12 protein-coding genes are annotated in these 16,757 nt (G+C 44.3%); 2 read left to right on the top strand and 10 right to left on the bottom strand.

The window, feature by feature from the left end:
* Positions 1–243: 243 nt before the first annotated feature.
* The 3 genes from argH to argF form a co-directional block, all read right to left on the bottom strand.
* Entirely contained in the window at positions 244–1,626 is a 1,383-nt protein-coding gene (argH, locus tag M8E35_RS15345) for an argininosuccinate lyase (protein ID WP_252470078.1), read from the bottom strand.
* Between the two features lie 85 nt (positions 1,627–1,711).
* The gene (locus M8E35_RS15340) at positions 1,712–2,920 is read right to left on the bottom strand and encodes an argininosuccinate synthase (protein WP_252470047.1); all 1,209 of its coding nucleotides are present in this window, start codon (positions 2,918–2,920) and stop codon (positions 1,712–1,714) included.
* A gap of 113 nt (positions 2,921–3,033) precedes the next feature.
* On the bottom strand, positions 3,034–3,981 hold the full coding sequence (gene argF / locus M8E35_RS15335) for an ornithine carbamoyltransferase (protein WP_252470075.1): 948 nt from the start codon (positions 3,979–3,981) through the stop codon (positions 3,034–3,036).
* 656 nt (positions 3,982–4,637) lie between these two features.
* On the opposite strand from argF, the gene M8E35_RS15330 reads away from it, so the two are divergent.
* Positions 4,638–5,138: a cation:proton antiporter regulatory subunit gene (locus tag M8E35_RS15330; RefSeq protein WP_073032130.1), complete on the top strand. Its 501-nt coding sequence runs from the start codon at positions 4,638–4,640 to the stop codon at positions 5,136–5,138.
* Entirely contained in the window at positions 5,138–6,367 is a 1,230-nt protein-coding gene (locus M8E35_RS15325) for a cation:proton antiporter (RefSeq protein WP_252470045.1), read from the top strand. The genes M8E35_RS15330 and M8E35_RS15325 overlap by 1 nt, the downstream gene beginning before the upstream one ends.
* 345 nt (positions 6,368–6,712) lie before the next feature.
* On the opposite strand, the gene M8E35_RS15320 is transcribed toward M8E35_RS15325, so the two are convergent.
* The 7 genes from M8E35_RS15320 to argC form a co-directional block, all read right to left on the bottom strand.
* Complete coding sequence (locus tag M8E35_RS15320; protein ID WP_252470043.1) at positions 6,713–7,309, bottom strand: hypothetical protein; 597 nt, start codon at positions 7,307–7,309, stop codon at positions 6,713–6,715.
* 252 nt (positions 7,310–7,561) lie between these two features.
* Complete coding sequence (gene carB, locus M8E35_RS15315) at positions 7,562–10,756, bottom strand: carbamoyl-phosphate synthase large subunit (protein WP_252470041.1); 3,195 nt, start codon at positions 10,754–10,756, stop codon at positions 7,562–7,564.
* Complete coding sequence (carA, locus tag M8E35_RS15310; protein ID WP_252470038.1) at positions 10,746–11,846, bottom strand: glutamine-hydrolyzing carbamoyl-phosphate synthase small subunit; 1,101 nt, start codon at positions 11,844–11,846, stop codon at positions 10,746–10,748. The genes carB and carA overlap by 11 nt, the downstream gene beginning before the upstream one ends.
* A 127-nt stretch (positions 11,847–11,973) precedes the next feature.
* Positions 11,974–13,179, bottom strand: a complete 1,206-nt coding sequence (locus M8E35_RS15305; protein WP_252470036.1) for an acetylornithine transaminase — start codon at positions 13,177–13,179, stop codon at positions 11,974–11,976.
* Positions 13,180–13,316: 137 nt separating this feature from the next.
* The gene (argB, locus tag M8E35_RS15300) at positions 13,317–14,213 is read right to left on the bottom strand and encodes an acetylglutamate kinase (protein ID WP_252470034.1); all 897 of its coding nucleotides are present in this window, start codon (positions 14,211–14,213) and stop codon (positions 13,317–13,319) included.
* A gap of 112 nt (positions 14,214–14,325) precedes the next feature.
* Positions 14,326–15,585 (bottom strand): bifunctional glutamate N-acetyltransferase/amino-acid acetyltransferase ArgJ, encoded by a 1,260-nt coding sequence (gene argJ, locus M8E35_RS15295; protein ID WP_252470032.1) that lies wholly within the window; start codon positions 15,583–15,585, stop codon positions 14,326–14,328.
* A gap of 75 nt (positions 15,586–15,660) precedes the next feature.
* The gene (argC, locus tag M8E35_RS15290; protein WP_252470030.1) at positions 15,661–16,686 is read right to left on the bottom strand and encodes an N-acetyl-gamma-glutamyl-phosphate reductase; all 1,026 of its coding nucleotides are present in this window, start codon (positions 16,684–16,686) and stop codon (positions 15,661–15,663) included.
* Between the last annotated feature and the right edge of the window lie 71 nt (positions 16,687–16,757).

Genomic DNA, 16,757 nt, shown 5'->3' with positions numbered 1-16,757 from the left:
TTATCCACACTGTACACAGTTATTATCCTCATTCTGTTGAAAAGCATTGGTTTATATCCTTTGATGGTGCATGATACAGACTTTTCTAAAACCCCATACCGGTATGAATACTCCTTTTAAGTACACAATTCCAAGTTAAGACTTATTTTCCGCGCATATCCTCTATTAACAATTATTCAGTTTATTCCGTTCGACATAATATTCGTTTAGTTCAAGACCTAGTAACCTAAGTCAGTAAACCCCCTACCAAAGCAAGTTTTCTAAAGCTTTACGACTAACCTTAATAGCCTCAGCAACAGTTTCTGGTGAAGGGCCGCCTGTAATCTTTCGAGCACGAACGCAATATTCGATTCCAATCGATCTAAACAGATCCTCTTCAAAAATTTGGGAGAGTTCCTGGTAGTCGCTTAAACTTAAGTCTTCCAAGCCAATTCCTTTTTTGCTGCACTGTAAAACTATGCGCCCGACTAACTCATGAGCTTCCCGGAAGGGTACCCCTTTCTTAGCCATGTAATCTGCCAAATCTGTGGCATTGGTAAACCCGCCTTTTGCCCCAAAGGCCATCGTATCCCGATTTACCTGCATAGTCCTTATCATTGGTTCTACAACTAATAAGCATTTTTGAATTGTATCCACTGCATCAAAGACCTGTTCTTTATCTTCTTGCATATCTTTGTTATAAGCTAGCGGAAGCCCTTTCATAACGGTTAGGAGCGCTACTAAATCACCATAAACGCGTCCGGTTTTTCCCCTCACTAATTCTGCAACATCAGGATTTTTCTTTTGAGGCATGATACTGGACCCAGTTGAATACCCGTCATCCATCGAGATAAACTGAAATTCACCGCTGGACCAAATAACCAGTTCTTCACACAGTCGGCTCAAATGCATCATGAGGATCGACGCGCTTGCTAAAAATTCCAGCGCAAAATCCCGATCGCTCACTCCGTCGAGACTGTTTAAGGTGACTCCATCTAATCCCAGTTCTATGGCCACTTGCTCTCGGTCAAGTGGAAACGTCGTTCCAGCCATAGCGCCTGAACCCAGTGGGGATATATTTAACCGTTTCCGTGTATCTTTAAGTCGACCCAAGTCACGTAAAAACATTTGCACGTAGGCCATCAGATGATGCGCCAGCGTAATAGGCTGTGCCTTTTGCAAATGAGTATACCCAGGCATCCATGTTTCAAGATGCTCTTCTGATAATAGGAGAAGAGTTTGAATTAGCTGTTCTGCCAGGTTCTTAGTTTGATCGATTTCACTTTTTAAAAAGAGTCTTAAATCTAAAGCAACCTGATCATTTCGACTGCGTCCCGTATGCAGTTTTTTTCCTACGGGCCCAATCCGCTCGGTTAAAAGCTTCTCGACATTCATATGAATGTCTTCAGCACCAATCTCAAACTCCACTTTTCCCGCTTGAATGTCTTCTAGTATTCCAGTCAACCCCTGTATCAATTGGTTTGCTTCCACTTCAGAGATAACTCCGACCTTCCCAAGCATTCTTGCATGGGCTATACTTCCTTGAATATCTTGTTTGTACAGGCGTTGATCGAAACGAATTGAGGAATGAAAGTCTTCCACCAATCCCTCTGTACTTTTTTCAAAACGTCCGCCCCAAAGCTTCACGTTACATCTCCCTTTCATCTACTGTATTACTCCATTTAGTACTAAAAAGAAAGCGCCGGGTGCCGGCGCTACTCTTTCACTGCTCTTATTTACGCAACCCTGATTCTTTCTCCATTAAAGCTCTTACTTTAAGTGGCAACCCGAAGAGGTTAATAAAGCCTCCTGCATCTTTTTGATCATACACACCATCTTCTCCAAAGGTTGCATATGCCTCATTATAGAGAGAATAGGGGGATTTTACACCTGCTAAAGTGCAATTTCCTTTGTATAATTTCACCCGTACTGTCCCTGTAGCATTTTTCTGGGTCACATTAACAAAGGCATCCAAGGCTTCGCGCAACGGAGAATACCACACTCCATCATACACGATTTCAGCATATTTTAAAGCAATTTGTTCTTTATAATGGAGCGTTAAGCGATCAAGCGTGAGACGTTCCAGCGCTTGGTGAGCCATATAGAGAATCGTTCCGCCTGGAGTCTCATAGACACCGCGCGATTTCATGCCCACAAGCCGATTTTCAACCATATCAACGATTCCAACTCCATTTTTTCCGCCTAGTTCGTTGAGGGTTTCCAATAAAGCTACGGGGGCGATTTTCTGACCATTCAAAGATGTAGGAACCCCTTGTTCAAATCCCAGTTCGAGATAGGTTGCCTCATCTGGTGCATCCTCGGGAGAAACTCCTAATAAATATAAGTCACGTTTTGGTTCATTCCAAGGATCTTCCAAATCCCCTCCCTCGTGGCTTAAATGCCAAAGGTTGCGGTCCATGCTATACGGACGGTCCTTAGTCACTGGAACAGGAATTCCACGTGCTTGGGCATAGTCAATGCAATCCTCGCGAGACTTGAGATCCCAAATCCGCCATGGTGCAATGATCTCCAAGTCTGGATTAAGCGCTTTGACACTCAGTTCAAAACGGACTTGGTCATTCCCCTTGCCTGTTGCTCCATGGGCAATCGCCACCGCGCCTTCCTTTGCCGCAATTTCTACTAAACGACGAGCAATCAACGGACGGGCGAACGATGTCCCTAAGAGATAGCTTCCTTCATAAACTGCTCCAGCCTTTAGCGTTGGAAAAATAAACTCCGTGAGAAATTCCTCTCTCAGATCTTCTATATACAGTTTGCTTGCACCGCTTTTAATCGCCTTTTCCTGAAGGGGAGCCAGCTCTTCTCCTTGCCCAAGATCAGCGGCCATAGCAATCACTTCATACCCATATGTCTCCTTAAGCCAAGGAATAATAATGGAAGTATCTAATCCGCCGGAATACGCTAAAACAACTTTTTTCATTTCTAATCTCCCTCTTCATTAAAGTAAATGTCCAAGTATTGTGTATAGTATACTACTATACTTTTTAGATTACACGCAAGTCATCGAGAAATCTAAAGCTAATGAGAACTACATTAGGCCATAACTAACGCCATGATCGCTTTTTGAGCGTGCAGACGGTTTTCTGCCTCGTCAAAGACGACGGATTGGTCTCCTTCAATTACATCCTCCGTAATCTCCTCACCACGGTGAGCAGGGAGACAATGCAACACAATAGCAGATTGATTGGCCCGTTTCAGCGAATCTGAATTAATCTGATAGCCTTTAAAAGCCTCCATGCGTTCCTTTGCCTCAGCTTCTTGACCCATACTTGCCCAAACATCCGTGTATAGCACATCGGCCCCTTTTAGCGCTTCTGAGGGATCATCAACAACTTCTACTAAACCACCGTTATCCTTGGCATCAGCTTGAGCCTTGGCAATAATTAGTGGATCGGGCTTATAACCTTGAGGAGAAGCGATGACAACATGCAATCCCATCTTGGCACCACCAAACATTAGAGAATGAGCCATATTGTTTCCATCTCCCACGTAGGCAAGCTTCAGGCCCTCTAAGCGACCTTTATGCTCCTGTATTGTCATGAGATCTGCCAAGACCTGACAAGGGTGAAGCAGGTCTGTAAGTCCATTAATAATCGGAATCGTTGAGAACTCTGCCAACTCTAAGACCTCTTGATGACTAAAGGTTCGAATCATAATTCCGTCGACCATCCTGGAAAGAACACGTGCTGTATCAGAAATGGGCTCTCCTCTTCCTAGTTGGATATCCCGTCCACTTAGAAAAAGTGCATGCCCCCCAAGTTGATACATACCAACCTCAAAAGAAACGCGAGTTCGCGTTGATGACTTCGTGAATACCATTCCCAGCGTCTTTCCTTGAAGAATTGGATGAGGGCGTCCAGCTCTTTGCTCTGCCTTAAGGTCTTTAGCTACATCTAAGATAAAACTTAATTCATCTTGATTAAAATCATGAAGGGAAATAAAGTCCCGTCCTTTAAATAGTGATTTATCGATTGTTTTCATCATTGCACCCACTCCTTTAATATGAATTATTATACAAGGCCATGTATAATAATTCAATAGCTAAATTCTTTTTTCCTTAGTCTTATTATCGTAATAATGGTTGGGTCCATCTTTTAGATGATTATTTTAACTTAACAGCTACGGCTTATCGTTCTTCCAGAAAGCAATCATTTCTGGCCGGCAAAAGTCAGTTTATATAGTCTAGGACAAAAAATCTCCTTCTGAGACGAACTCCATTACAGCTTTATGATATGCTCGAGGAGTATTGATATATTATTTCAAACTTTTGACCACTTATAACTATCTCCACTAAATTAATGAAAACCTTAAATCTGCAACCATTACTTCGGGTAGCTAACGAATTGTGACAAAATCTTTTTTATCATTTCTCTATAAGCAATGCATGGGTATGATTTCCTGTTTTCTACAGTTATTTGACTTGAGATAGGTTTTACTTATTTTATTTGGTAAAACTATGATTTAACCACTAAATGTTGACAGGAAAATCAGAATTGTATAGGCTAATGACAGAGTAATGAATAAAATACTTATATAATTAAACCTAGATAAATCGACAATGAAAGACCTGAAAAATACCTGTTTTATATGAAATTAATGCCTTCCCTTTTGTTAGAGTAATGATGGAGGTTGACAACATGAAATTAATTAAAGAAATAGATTTACCGGGTATTGGCAAGAAGTTTCAGCTCCAAACCCGTAGCGGAGAAAAGATCGTTATCGTGGTACATGATGACGGACGAAGGGAAATCTATCATTTTTATCGTGAGGACCCGGATGATTCTATCTCGATGGTAACCTTAGATGACGAAGAATCGCGCAATATAGCCGCTATACTCGGAGGAATGAATTATCGCCCTAAAGCATTAGAGACTGTGGATGTTGCCTTAGGCGATATGCTTATAGAATGGTACAAAATTGAGCCTGATGCTTATGCTATAGGAAAAACCATCGGGAATATGCGTATCCGAAAGGATACTGGCGGGACAGTTATTGCAATCGTAGAACATGATCAGAGCAAAATAGTCAATCCCGGTCCCGAGGCAACCTTTCAAAGCGGCGCTACAGTTGTAATTCTTGGTGAAAAGCACCAGGTTAAAGCGTGTAAAAAGCTATTATTTCACGGATGTGTTCAATAATGGAACACTTGATACTGGAAATAGGGCTTGCACTGGCTTTAATTGCGGGTGCAGGAATTCTGGCCAGTAAACTCAGGATTTCTATTGTGCCAATTCTAATTCTGACTGGCATGGTAGTTGGTCCACAGGCACCTCACATAAGCGTCTTTGACTTTAGATTTATTCAGAGCGCCCCGTTAATTGACTTCATGGGACGTTTAGGTGTGCTGTTTCTCCTGTTTTCCTTAGGGTTGGAGTTCTCAATTAAACGTCTTTTGACTGCAGGGCCATCCATAATCAGAACCGGGATAATTTATATGGTTATTAACTTATCCATAGCTATTATATTTCCTTTACTGTTGGGTTGGCCGGTCAAGGAAATACTTGTTGTGGCAGGGATTATGACTATTTCCTCCAGCGCAATCGTAGCGAAAGTAATTGTTGATTTAAAGAGAGCAGCTAATGATGAAACTGAGATCATTTTGGGTTTGATGATGTTTCAAGATGTCTTCGTTGCTATTTATTTCTCTGTTGTTTCCGGCCTGGTTCTTGCCGGTTCAACCTCCGTTTCAGAGATAGTAACAAGCGCACTAATGGCCCTTTTATTTATCGGCGGTTTTTTGTTTTTGGGGCATAAGTTGGTTCCAAAACTAGACCGTTGGTTGGATATCCCTTCCGACGAAACCTTTATGCTTGTAATCTTTGCTATTTTGGTTTTGGTATCGGGTTTTTCCGAAACTTTGCACATTGCTGAAGCCATCGGAGCTTTATTAATTGGTCTGGTACTGGCAGAAACAGACCATTCCGAACGCATAGAGCATTTAATTGTTTCCTTTAGAGATTTCTTTGGTGCCCTTTTCTTCTTTAGTTTTGGTCTAAGCATCGACCCCTTTGCCTTAGGCGGGGCAGTTTGGCCTGCAGTAGCTGCTGTCATTTTAACCCTTTTAGGCAATGTTGTGTCGGGTGTTTGGGCTGGGCGGAAAGCTAGTCTCTCTTACAGAGCCTCACTCAATATTGGTTTGACTATTATTTCGAGGGGTGAGTTTTCTATCATTTTAGCCACTCTTGCGAAAGCAGGCGGATTATTGACTTCGTTGCAACCTTTTTCCGCCTTATATGTTCTTATTCTCGCCATACTGGGACCCCTCTTGACGAAGGAATCACGTTGGGTCTATAACCGATTAAGGCCATTCCTGAAATGGCCGCAGATTCCAGATAGAAGAAAGTTAAGAAAAAATGCAGGCCAATGAGTTCACACTCAATTTGACCTGCATTTCTCTTCATTATTTTTTAAACTAGAACCTTCAATCAAATCGACAAAACCTTCTTATCTCTGGAGGATGAACACTACCAAGAAGTAAACACGTTCAACGAAAGTTAAACATCGAGACTTCGGAGACGTAAGTCTCCAGTGGAGATTATCGCTGAAAGCGCACGGCCGTAACAAATACTATTGCGCTGAGGATAGACTTATGCCGAAGGCGCATATCCATAGACGAATACATTCGCGCCGTAGGATGGACTCTACCTCCACCGCAGCAGAGCACAGGATCCCACTCCCTCTTGAAGTGGGAGTCTCACGATTGGTTAAAAAATTATTTTGCTAGATGGTTGTCAATTACTAAAGTATTGTGCTTTCTTAAAGCCATGCTAGATAAAGTACCCATGGGACATATCGCACACCAAGTTCTGGCCTTATATATATGACTTATCAAGAGGCCGATAATTGTTGTTGTTAACATCATGGAATAAACCCTGAATCCCAAATGTACCACCCAATCTGGCATGACACCAACATCTAAAAGGTTAGGCATATTCCAAGGAAGTTGAAAAGCTATTAAGAATCTTATTGTTTCCAGAGGATCTCTTTTATCCATAAATACCATTAAGGTTGAAAGAACTATCATCAAGAAATTAATTAAAAAATAAGTCAGCATAACTCGTTTTCCTGTGCCATTGACCAGCCACTTTGGAGCCGTGCGCTTCACTCCGATTCTTGCGAACAGCCTGGTAAAGAGATTCGATCTTGGACAGTAGCTTTGGCACCAGGTTCTTTTATTGTCTTTGATTACAAAAGCAAACGGCATAATAAGACAGAAAAAACCGATCCAGGCGAAGACTATATTAAAAAAGCCTAAGATAAAAAATGAGAGAGTGAATAAGTATGAATATTTCATCCAAATTTGTTTCATATAAATACTCCATTCGTTTTACTTTTAGATATCCCCATTAGGTAAGGGGGCATATTGATTATAGTATTTTTTTCGGCGTTTGTAAATTGTTTAATTCTGGTTGTGATTTAATAGAAAAAACATGGCACCACAACTGTAAGAGCCGTAACAAAATCAAGTTTTGTTACGGCCCTTTTATCTTAGATGATGTCCTCAATTAAAATGATAATACGGCGAGCTTAAAGCCTCTTGTATCCATTAACTATATTTCCCCTACATAACCAAATACTCCTGTAAAGAAAGCACCTGAGGAGCGGTATTACTCCGTATCTCTTGAAACGCTCGTACAACCGCTTTCGCCGTATCCATTGACGAGAAACAGGGCACCCCGTGTTCAGCCGCTAACCGCCTCAACAGATAACCCGTTCTCTCCGGGGTTCCTTTAGTGGACGTACTGAGGATGAAGGAGAATTCTCGTTGCCTGATGGCTTCTTGAAGGGCTTCGCTTTCTTCACTTACAACTTCGACTTCTACCCCGCACAGGGCCAAAGCCTTGGCAGTGTCTCCGGTTCCTTTGACGCCGAACCCTAACTGAGCCAACTGTCGAGCCAGAGTAATAGCTTCTGGACGATCCGTTTCTGCTACGGATACTAAAATATTCCCATCATTAGGCAACGGAATACGGGAGGCCGCAAAGGCTTTTGCCAACGCATGCCCAAATTGTGTGTCCATCCCTAAGACCTCACCCGTTGATTTCATTTCAGGTCCCAAGGAGGTTTCGACCTTAGTCAACTTCTCGAAGGAAAAGACGGGGGCCTTTACCACGACGAACGGTACTTCTGGAGCAAGACCATGAGCATAGCCCATTCCCTTTAAGGTTTTGCCAAGGGCAACTTGAACCGCCAAGTTGACTAAGGGAATCCCAGTGACTTTAGAAAGAATCGGCACTGTACGGCTTGCACGAGGGTTCACTTCTAAAACATACACTTTACCTCGCACGACAACAAATTGAATATTGATAAGTCCCCTAATCCCAATTCCTTCTGCCAGACGACAGGTGAAGTCCTCAATTTGTTCAATTTCAGCGGGAGTTAAACTCTGGGGTGGATAAACTGCCAGACTGTCCCCCGAGTGGACGCCGGCGCGTTCGATATGCTCCATGATGCCTGCTATTACAGTTGTCTCTCCGTCTGAAACTGCATCAACTTCGACTTCTTTTCCGTCCAAATACCGATCCACCAAGATTGGATGTTCTTGAGACAGGTTGATCGCGCGCCTTAAATAATCTTGCAGTTGACCTAAGTTCTCTACCACTTGCATGGCGCGACCTCCGATCACATAGGATGGGCGGACGATCACTGGAAATTCAAGCTCCTCAGAAATTTTCTTGGCCTGATCAACTGAAGTAACACTTCGTCCTTCAGATTGAGGGATTCCTAGACGACTTAATAACTCAGCAAAACGTTCTCGATCCTCAGCCATATCAATCGCATCAACCGGAGTTCCTAATACTTGAACGCCGGCAAGCTTCAGGCGGCCCGCTAAATTTATGGCCGTCTGTCCTCCAAATTGGACTAAGACTCCATCCGCTTTTTCTTTATTCAAGACATGAAGCACGTCTTCAATGGTCAACGGCTCAAAGTATAGTTTATCTGCGATATCAAAATCTGTGGATACCGTTTCTGGATTATTATTGATCATAATGGCTTCTACACCTGCTTCTTGCAAAGCTGTAAGCGCATGTACAGAGCAATAATCAAACTCAATTCCTTGCCCAATTCGAATAGGGCCTGAACCTAAAACTACTACTTTTGGACCAGTACTTACCTTGCCCTCATCCTCTTCCTCATAGCTGGAATAGTAATAAGGGGTTGCCGAAGCAAACTCTGCTGCACACGTATCAACGGTTTTATAAACCGGAATAATCCTGCAGTCCATACGCATGGCACGAACTGTCTCTTCCGAGCGTCCCGTAAGCTTGGCAATCGCTAAATCAGAGAACCCTAGAACCTTTGCCTGGCGCAGTAACTCAGTGGTTAATGGTTCATTTTGTATGCGCTGTTCCAGTAAAACGAGTTCTTTAATTTTATGCAAATAGAAGGGATCAATCTGGGTGAGCATCTGTACTTCAAGTATAGTCCAATCTCGGCGAAACGCTTCGGGAATCGCAAAAAAACGTTCATGATCTGCCGTAGTAAGTTTGTCTTCAATCTCCATCTCTGTCCAGCCCCCGGAAGCCTTAATCCGAAGACCAACAGTACCAACTTCCAAAGATCGAGTCGCTTTTAGGAGGGCCGCTTCCAACGTCCGCTCCATCGCCATCACCTCTCCGGTCGCTTTCATTTGCGTACCCAGACGATGATCAGCGGCAGGAAATTTATCGAAAGGCCATCTGGGGAATTTAACTACCACATAGTCAAGGGCCGGCTCAAAACAAGCACTGGTGTGCCCTGTCACAGGGTTCTTCAATTCTGGAAGGGTAAAGCCGACGGACAAAAGAGCAGCCATCTTGGCTATCGGATATCCGGTCGCTTTAGAGGCGAGTGCGCTTGAGCGACTGACCCGAGGATTTACTTCAATAACAACATACTCTTTATTTAGCGGATTCAAGGCAAATTGAACATTACACCCTCCGTTAACTCCCAGAGCCCGAATAATCTTTAAAGATGAGGCACGCAACATCTGATACTCAACATCACTTAAGGTTTGCGACGGGGCAACTACGATACTGTCCCCAGTGTGTATCCCTACCGGGTCGATATTTTCCATATTGCAAATCGTAATACAGTTATCTGCCGCGTCTCGCATGACTTCATACTCAATTTCCTTCCAGCCGGCCACACTCCGCTCAACAAGGCATTGCCCAATGGGGCTGGCTTGCAGACCTTTCTGCAAAATTTCCTCCAATTGTTTGGCGTTTTTGACAATCCCGCCGCCTGTTCCTCCAAGAGTATAAGCTGGGCGGACAATCAGTGGAAAACCTTGCTTACTAGCGAACTCCTCCCCTTCTTCCAGGGTCGTTACAATTACACTTTCAGCCACCGGTTCTCCCATCGTGAGCATTGTTTCCTTGAATGCATCTCGATCTTCTGCTTTGTAAATGGTTTCCGAGTCACAGCCTATGAGGTCCACGTTATAATGTTTTAAAAGCCCGCCGCGCTCCAATTCCATAGCTAGGTTCAGACCGGTTTGACCACCTAATGTAGGGAGTAAAGCATCTGGGCGTTCTTTGCTGATAATCCGTTCCAAAATTTCTGGTAACAGGGGTTCGATATAGGTAATATCTGCTGTTTGCACATCCGTCATGATGGTTGCTGGATTACTGTTAACCAGTACTACTTCCACCCCTACCTCACGAAGAGCTCTGCACGCTTGGGTCCCTGCATAATCAAATTCTGCGGCTTGCCCAATCACTATCGGCCCAGACCCAATGACAAGGACCTTCTTCCACGACGGATTAAGAGGCATAACCAGCCCTCCATTCCTGCATTAATCGCGCAAACTCATCAAAAAGATAAAGGGATTCACTCGGTCCAGGCCCTGCTTCCGGATGATATTGAACCGAAAAAACAGGTAAATCCCGATGCTTGACGCCTTCCACACTTTGATCATTTAGATTACGATGGGTTACGTAAAGAGGAGTCTGTCCCAAACTTTCCTCCGAGATGGCATAGCCATGATTTTGCGAAGTAATCGTCACTCGTTTGGACTCTAGATCTTGTACGGGTTGATTTCCGCCCCGATGCCCAAACTTCATCTTATAGGTGTCTCCCCCTAAAGCGAGGGATAAAAGTTGATGTCCCAGGCAAATCCCAAAGATAGGGCGTTTGCCCATCAGCCCTCGAATCGTTTCTATCCCCGTTATGACCTCCTTAGGGTCCCCTGGTCCATTGGAAAGAAAGACTCCATCTGGTTGGAGATTAAGGATCTGCTCTGTAGGGGTTGTATGCGGAACAACTGTCAGACGAAACCCGTTTTCTTGCATCGCCTGCAAAATATTCTTCTTAATCCCAAAATCCATGACTACGACATGAAATAATTCCTTCTCGGTTCCGACAGCTGGTAAGGTGTATTGCTTCGGAGTACTGACCCTAGCCACAACATCGGTTGGAACAGACCACGTTTTCAAGCGGGGGGCCCATTCATTTAATCCCTCTGCCTCGGTGGTAATAACACCGCGCAATACGCCATGCTCTCGAATAATCCGCGTTAAGGCACGGGTATCTATCCCCTTTATTCCTACAACTCCGGATTGCGCCAAGGTCCTGGAAAGATTCTTTTCCATCTGCCAATGACTGGGATTACGCGCGGCCTCTTTTACAATGAACCCTTGGACCTGTGGTTTATCCGATTGGTCATCCACTTTGTTGATCCCGTAGTTCCCGATGAGTGGATACGTCATACACACCATTTGTCCAGCATATGATGGATCGGTTAACACCTCTTGATAACCGGTCATGCCAGTGTTAAAGACGACTTCTCCAAAAGCCTCTCCCGTCGCCCCAAAAGACTCCCCTAATAAAATTTTCCCAGTTTCAAGTATGAGTGCTGCTTTCATTCCATCCCTCCTCGGATATAGAAAACTTGGCTAGCGTCAAGGCGCAGGCGATTGCCTTAGTTGCACTTATGCTTACATAAGCTCACGTGTCCTTTGATTCTCTGGCTTCTGACCTCCGACTTCTGGATCACCAAATCTTCGAAAGGATTTCGTCCAAAATTCCAAAAGCTTTATCCATTTCTTGCTTCTCAACAGTAAGTGGGGGGAGGAATCGTAAGATCTTTCCTCCAACACAGTTGATCAGAAGTCCATTTTTCAAGCAGGCCTCGACTATCTCGGGACCCAACTTAGAGACGGGCCACCCCACAATAAATCCTTGTCCTCGGACGGGACCGCCCGTCTGATATTTCTGTGCTAAGCGCTCTAGTCCTTGTTGGAAATATGCTGCGCGCTCTTGAACTCCCTCAAAAAATCCGTCTGCAAGCATTACATCTAAAACAGCACACCCTGCCGCAGTGGCTAGAGGATTTCCTCCAAAGGTTGATGCATGATCTCCCGGCTGAAAAGCTTTGGCAGCTTTATCTGTGGCTAGCATTGCTCCAATCGGCACTCCTCCGCCCAAAGCTTTTGCTAAAGTCATGATATCTGGGACCACACCGCTCGACTCATAGGCAAAGAGCTTTCCAGTCCGGCCAACTCCGCACTGCACCTCATCAAAAATCAACAAAGCTCCATGTTGGTCACATAGCTCACGCGCTGCCTGGAGAAACTCTATCGAAGCAGGGATTACCCCTCCCTCTCCTTGAATGGGTTCGATAAAGACTGCTGCCGTATTGTCACCAATCTTTGCTCTTAGACCCTCAATATCATTTAGGGCAGCGTAAGTCACGCCGACAGGAAGTGGATCAAACCCTTCCTGATATTTTGTCTGTCCAGTTAGTGTAAGGGTGGCTAAGGTTCGCCCATGAAATGAGTTTTCAAGCGAAATCACCTCATATTTATGCTCACCATAATTCTTCCTGGCGTACTTACGAGCGAGCTTGAAGGCTGCTTCATTAGCTTCTGCACCACTGTTGCAAAAGAACACTTTATCCGCAAAGGAATGCTTCACCAAGCGCTCAGCGAGAGCAACTTGATTCGGTATCCAGTAGATGTTTGAGGTGTGCAGAATTTCTTTAGCCTGTTCCTGAATAGCACGGACAATCGCAGGATGGTTATGTCCCAAAGAATTAACTGCGAGTCCCGTCACGAAATCTAAATATTGCTTTCCGTCAGAATCCCAAACCCATGCCCCGTCCCCTTTGACCATCGTCATAGGCAATCGTCCATAGGTATTCATCACCACATTTCTCCCGCGCTCAATAATCGCTTCGCTTGTTAAGCCTTCTAACATTTCATTTCATCCCCCTATCTATCAAATATAGGAAACTTACTTCAGTGGAGTCCCACTCCACTGGAGTTTAGCTGAACTTATCCAGGGACTTACCTCCACTTATCTCTAATTATACTGAAGAGTCTAGTGGCGCTTAATTATTGGGTAAACATTGTGCCAATCCCGCCATCTGTAAATAATTCCAGTAGAATTGCATGGCTTAGTCGTCCATCAAGGATATGCACACTGCCAACCCCGGCATCTAAGGCAGAGACTGCACATTCTACCTTAGGCAACATTCCACCGCTTAATACTCCTTGTTTCTTGAGGGTAGCGACTTCCCCTCCAGAAATCGTAGAAATAAGTGATCCAGGATCGGAAACATCACTCAGTATTCCTCGTACATCTGTTAAAAGAAGCAACTTATCTGCCTTTAGAGCCTCAGCTATTTTCCCCGCAGCTGTATCAGCATTGACATTGTAAGTTTCCCCTTCTTCGCCGCTGGCAACCGGAGAGATAACGGGAATATATCCCTGTCCCAATAACGTGTTCAATATATCGGGAGTAACAGTTTGGATTTCTCCCACAAGCCCTAGATCAACATCTTCCATTTTCCCTAGACTATTTGGCATCTGCATCGGCTTCTTAACAGCCATTAGCAACTTAGCATCCTTCCCTGATAATCCAACACCTTTCCCTCCAAAGCGATTGAGGAGAGAAACCATTTCAGTATTCAACTTCCCTAATAAGACCATTTGAGCGATCTCCATAGTTTGAGCGTCCGTGACTCTCAAACCCTGTATAAATTGACTTTCTATTCCGACCTTCTTCAACATAGAGTTAATCTCTGGTCCACCGCCATGAACGAGCACCGGACGAATTCCTACGGAATGCAAAAGAAGAATATCTAACATGACCGATTCTTTTAGAACTGGATCAACCATGGCGTGTCCGCCATACTTAATCACGACGGTCTTTCCTGCAAATTTCTGGATATACGGAAGGGCCTCCACCAATACCCGTGCTTTCCCTAATCCTTGTTCCATCGGGGTCATCTCTCCTACCTCCAATTTCAACACTTGACTTCTTGGCTAAATATCTTAGTTTTATAACCTTAGAACTCAATCCTCAGTCTTCGGTTTTAATCACAGCTTATGAACCTCACGATCAAGTCCTATAACTCCCATTGATCGTGACGTACTCATGGGTCAGATCACACCCCCATGCAGTTGCTTGTTCTTCCCCGCTGTGAAGATTTAAACTTATATGAACCTCTTTGCGGCCAAGAATCTCTTTAGCTTCTTCTTCCGAAAAAGTGACACCTTTTCCCGCTTGAGCAACGATTAATTTCCCTAAAAAGACGTCGACTTTGTTGGGATTGAACTCAGCTCCTGAATATCCTGCTGCGGTCAAAATACGCCCCCAGTTCGCATCCTCTCCAAAGAGTGCAGCTTTAACCAAGCTGGAGCCACAAATACTCCGAGCAATTTTACGAGCATCCTCTTTAGTTTTAGCTCCAGAAACTGATACTTCCATTAACTTAGTAGCGCCTTCTCCATCCCTAGCAATATCTTTTGCCAGCTCGATGCACATTGATTTAACCATTTCTTCAAAATTGGTTCGGTCTTCCCCGCTCAGAGTTATTCCAGAGGCCGCATTTGCCATTAAGACAACCATATCATTAGTACTCGTATCTCCATCGACGGTCACCATATTAAAGCTTTCTTCCACCGCTTCACGCAGGATACGTTGTAACTCTTCTGACGGAAGAAACGCGTCTGTCGTCAAGAAACCTAACATGGTACCCATATTAGGGTGAATCATTCCAGACCCTTTCGCGATCGCACCCAGATGAATCACGCCTCCCTGTGAACAGGAAAGCTCATAGGCATATTCCTTAACCAGCGTATCCGTCGTCATAATTGCCAGGGCTGCTCGATGCGCCCCTTCATCGGCCTCTTCCTTCTGACCGCGAATTCCTTTGACCACATCATTAAGAAGCAACGAGCTCGCCACCCGAATACCATTCAGGACTTTATCAAGCGGCATTTCGACCCCGATTACGCCTGTGGAAGCCACCAGAACATCCTCGGGCGGTACTGCCAAAAACGTGCCTGCTACTTCAGCCATGGCAAATGCCGCTTGGTCGCCAAACTCGCCAACACAAGCATTGGCATTGCCGCTATTTATGACAATAGCACGTGCCAGACCGTTTTCCAGATGGCGTTGGGTTAAATATAGCGGGTGGGCTTTAACTAAATTTCGAGTGTATACTCCAGCTGCCTGTGCTTGCACCTCGGAAAAAATTAGTGCTACATCATACTTATCCTTATATTTAATACCCGCTTGGACACCAGTTGCATAAAACCCTTTAGGGACTGCTATACCGCCGTTAATTAACTTCCAAGCCTTTTTAGAATTATCCACTTAATTCACACGCTCCTTCACTTAGTCCATCAAAAATCGTTGCTTGTGCTAAGAACCGTTCCCCAATTTGATGTCTTATGGCCATAGTGCTGTTGCCTTTAGCCCTTGCGCCTCGGGCCAACCCATAGCGAGATTCATATTCTGAACAGCCTGCCCTGCTGCACCCTTTAATAGATTGTCAATTGTAGTAACAATGACCGAATTCCCGGTTCTTTTATCTAACGTCAATTGTAAAAAAGCATGGTTGCTCCCACTGGAGAATTTTGTCTGGGGCCAAGTCCCCGGCGGCAAAAGATGAATAAATTCCTCTTCCTTATACTGGTCTAACCAACAGCTTCGCAGGTCTTCTTCTTGAACCCCCTCTGATACTTTAGCATAAATTGTCACCAGCATCCCGCGCGTCATAGGGACCAAATGTGGCGTAAAGTTGACAGTTAGAGGCAACCCTGCAGCGCGAGACAGCTCTTGTTCTATTTCTGGCGTATGACGATGGCTTGCAACCCCGTACGCTTTAAAGTTCTCGTTTACCTCGCCATAGTGCGTACCTAACGATACCCCTCGTCCTGCTCCCGATACACCGGACTTGGCATCAATGATCAAATAGCCTGTTTGAAGTAATTGCTTACGCAGCAAGGGAACGAGCGCCAGCAAAGTTGCCGTTGGATAGCAACCTGGATTGGCAATTAAAGATTGTCCCTGAATTTTCTCACGATAAAGCTCTGGTAATCCATATACTGCGTCTTTGAGTAACTCTGAAGCTGGATGTTTTATTTTGTACCATTCCTCGTAAATCTCCGTTGAATTTAAACGAAAATCGGCACCCAGATCAATTACCTTAATTCCGCGCGCCAAGAATGCGCCTGTTCTTTCTGCCGTCAACCCATGAGGAAGAGCACAAAAGAGAACATCCATGTCAGGTATGTTTTCGTCTTGCAAGATCCCTATATTTTGACCTAGCCAATGTGGGTAGACTGTTTCATAATCCTCTCCTGCTACACTGGACGAGCCCAGATATAATTCTTTCACCTCTTCATGGCGATGTAATAGCCGCACCAATTCCTGTCCTGCGTATCCTGTAGCGCCAAGAATACCGACTTTCATATCTTGAACACCCTCTCTAATCATTTCTTTTTAATAATTATACATATACTTGCATAAACATTCAACCATTA

This window comes from Desulfosporosinus nitroreducens (genome assembly GCF_023897015.1).
Lineage (GTDB): Bacteria > Bacillota > Desulfitobacteriia > Desulfitobacteriales > Desulfitobacteriaceae > Desulfosporosinus > Desulfosporosinus nitroreducens.
The sequence above is the reverse complement of the archived record's forward strand: the minus strand, read 5'-3'. Positions and strand labels throughout refer to the sequence as shown.

Bases quoted from the DNA above. Each gene is read 5' to 3' on its own strand.
- M8E35_RS15340 (WP_252470047.1), bottom strand. From the start codon at position 2,920: ATGAAAAAAGTTGTTTTAGCGTATTCCGGCGGATTAGATACTTCCATT.
- argF (WP_252470075.1), bottom strand. From the start codon at position 3,981: ATGAAAACAATCGATAAATCACTATTTAAAGGACGGGACTTTATTTCC.
- M8E35_RS15330 (WP_073032130.1), top strand. From the start codon at position 4,638: ATGAAATTAATTAAAGAAATAGATTTACCGGGTATTGGCAAGAAGTTT.
- M8E35_RS15325 (WP_252470045.1), top strand. From the start codon at position 5,138: ATGGAACACTTGATACTGGAAATAGGGCTTGCACTGGCTTTAATTGCG.
- M8E35_RS15320 (WP_252470043.1), bottom strand. From the start codon at position 7,309: ATGAAACAAATTTGGATGAAATATTCATACTTATTCACTCTCTCATTT.
- carB (WP_252470041.1), bottom strand. From the start codon at position 10,756: ATGCCTCTTAATCCGTCGTGGAAGAAGGTCCTTGTCATTGGGTCTGGG.
- carA (WP_252470038.1), bottom strand. From the start codon at position 11,846: ATGAAAGCAGCACTCATACTTGAAACTGGGAAAATTTTATTAGGGGAG.
- M8E35_RS15305 (WP_252470036.1), bottom strand. From the start codon at position 13,179: ATGTTAGAAGGCTTAACAAGCGAAGCGATTATTGAGCGCGGGAGAAAT.
- argB (WP_252470034.1), bottom strand. From the start codon at position 14,213: ATGACCCCGATGGAACAAGGATTAGGGAAAGCACGGGTATTGGTGGAG.
- argC (WP_252470030.1), bottom strand. From the start codon at position 16,686: ATGAAAGTCGGTATTCTTGGCGCTACAGGATACGCAGGACAGGAATTG.